Source organism: Oscillibacter sp. CAG:155 (assembly GCA_000436875.1).
Classification (GTDB): Bacteria; Bacillota; Clostridia; order Oscillospirales; family Oscillospiraceae; genus Oscillibacter.
On the sequence record FR890954.1, the window covers coordinates 26,124 to 28,748 of the forward strand.

Genomic DNA, 2,625 nt, shown 5'->3' on the forward strand with positions numbered 1-2,625 from the left:
TTGTGTTTGGGAATTCCCCCCAAACAGCCCCCTCCCATCCGCCAGCCGGTCGCGGACTTTACCGCCAGTGGGGACTTGCACCCCGCCCTGAAGACAAAGTATTCAGTTGTTTTCTACGGGTAGTATACGACAGGCGGCGGGAAAAAGCAACCCCCAATTTTTAAGGGCAGCAGGTGAGAAAGAATTTGAATTATAGAGTGAGATATACTATAATAGTATCCGATTTTATCCTCTTAGGAACGATGCGCCTGCGAGAGAAAAAATCCGCAGGCGTGTGCGCTGTATTTCCACGGAAGGAGCTGAGATTTTGGAAGCTACCAGAACCCAACTGGCGGACGGGATGTATCTGACCTATCTGCCGGCCGGAAAATTTAAGACCAGTCTGCTCTCTGCTCAGTTTGTGACGCCGCTGCGCCGGGAGACTGCTGCCGCCTATGCCCTGGTGCCGGCGGTACTGCGGCGGGGCACCGTCAGCTGCCCGGATATGGGGGCGCTGAGTGCCCGGCTGGACAAGCTGTATGGCGCCCGTATCAACTATACGGTCCGCAAAAAAGGCGAAAATCAGTGCGTGGGCTTTGTGGCCAGCCTGATCGACGACAGCTATGCCCCCGGCGGAGAGAAGCTGCTGGAACCGGTGGCGGAGCTGCTGGGAGAGCTGATCTGTGATCCGGCCACGGAGCGGGGACGGTTTGTGCCCGCCTATTTTGAAAGCGAAAAGACCAATCTGATTGATGCGATCCGCAGCATCATTAATGACAAGCGGGAGTATGCCGACGGCCGCCTCCTGCGGGAGATGTGCGCCGGGGAGGCCTACGGCATTCCGAGGCTGGGAGACGAGAAGGATGCAGAAAAACTGAGCCTGCAGAAGCTCTACGCCCAGTACGGTGAACTGATCGCCTCCTCCCGGCTGGAACTGATTTACTGCGGCAGTGCCCGGCAGGAACGGGTGGAACAGGCGCTGCTGGAGGCGTTTGCCACGCTGCCCCGGGAGAATGTCCAGGAGATTGCCCTGGCGTTGCCCCATTCCGCCCGGACGGAACCCCTGCGGGTGACGGAGCGGATGGACGTGACCCAGGGAAAACTTGGGATGGGATTTACCTGCGGCTGCGGGGACACCCCCGCACTGCTGATGGGCAACACGCTCTTCGGCGGGTCCAGCAACTCCAAGCTCTTTTTGAATGTGCGGGAGAAGCTGTCCCTGTGCTACTTTGCCTCCTCGGTCTATCACCGGCAAAAGGGCCTTATTACTGTGTCTTCCGGCATTGAGTTTGAAAATTTCCAGAAGGCCTATGATGAGATTCTGCTCCAGCTTCAGGCAGTCCAGCAGGGCAAGCTGGATGACTGGGAGCTGGAGGGCGCCCGCAGTACGCTGCTCAACGCCTACGCCTCGATGGGAGATTCTCAGGGCAAGCTGGAGAACTTCTACCTGGGCCAGGCGGCCACCGGCAACTGTGAGACGCCGGAGGACCTGGCGGCCCAGGTCCGGGATGTCACGGAAGAGCGCATCCGGGATGCCATGGAGGCGGTGACGCTGGACACCGTCTACTTCCTGACAGGAAAGGAGGACGCGGAATGAATCAGAGCTTTTACGAGCGGATCGGCGAGTCCGTATACCGGGAGACCCTGCCCAACGGACTGCAGATCTGCGTGGTGCCGAAGCCGGGCTACGCCAAAAAGTACGCCTTTTTTGCAACGCGCTACGGCGGTATGGACACCCGGTTCCAACTGGACGGCAAGTGGCTGGATACGCCTGCCGGCATTGCTCACTATCTCGAGCACAAGATGTTCGACACCAAGGAGGGCAACGCCCTGCAGGAGCTGGCGAAAAATGGTGCCGAGCCAAACGCCTTCACCTCCAATGCCATGACCGGCTACTATTTCGACTCCACAGAGCATTTTGAGGAGAACCTGAAGATCCTGCTCTCCTTTGTGTCCATGCCCTATTTTACGGATGAGAGCGTAGCCAAGGAACAGGGTATCATCGGCCAGGAGATCCGTATGATCGAGGATAACCCCGACTGGCAGATCTACACCCGCATGATGCAGGCTCTTTATCAAAACAGCACCGCCCGCACTTCGATCGCCGGTACGGTGGAGAGCATTTCCCACATCACGGCGGAGACGCTCTACCAGTGCCACAAGGCGTTTTACACGCCTTCCAACATGATTTTGACGGCGGTGGGCGACGTGGACCCCATCCATGTGGCGGATCTGGCCCGGAGCATCCTGCCCCGGGAGGGCGGCGATAAAATCCCCCGGGACTACGGCATGGAGCCCGCGGAAATCGCGCAGAAGGAGACCAGCATGGCCATGGAGGTTTCCACCCCCCAGTTCCTCACCGGCTTTAAATGCACCCCTGCCCCGGAGGGCGAGGCCTACCTGCGCATGAGCGCCATCGGCGATATGGCCTGCGACATCCTGCTGGGGGATTCCAGCCCCCTGTATCTGCGGCTCTATGACCAGGGCCTCATCAACACCAGCTTCGGCGGCGCGTTTGAGATGATGCCGGGCGTTGCCTATCTGTACGCCGGCGGCGACAGCCGGGATGCCCGGACTGTGGCGGGGGAGATCTACCGTGAGGCGGAGCGCCTGGCGGCGGAGGGCATCGACGAGGACTTTTATCAG

The 2,625-nt window shown here is 59.5% G+C and carries 2 protein-coding genes and 1 riboswitch (1 of these 3 cut by a window edge); both genes read left to right on the forward strand.

All coding sequences use genetic code 11. The annotated features are described in order from the left end of the window. Positions 1–99: riboswitch (FMN riboswitch) on the reverse strand; it reaches 52 nt to the left of the window's first position. 208 nt (positions 100–307) lie between these two features. Next, positions 308–1,576 (forward strand): EF-P 5-aminopentanol modification-associated protein YfmF, encoded by a 1,269-nt coding sequence (gene yfmF / locus QZL67_RS09870; RefSeq protein ID WP_022290554.1) that lies wholly within the window; start codon positions 308–310, stop codon positions 1,574–1,576. Then, positions 1,573–2,625 (forward strand): EF-P 5-aminopentanol modification-associated protein YfmH (yfmH, locus tag QZL67_RS09875; RefSeq protein WP_292920264.1); only part of this gene is annotated, 1,053 nt, incomplete at its 3' end. The genes yfmF and yfmH, both read left to right, overlap by 4 nt.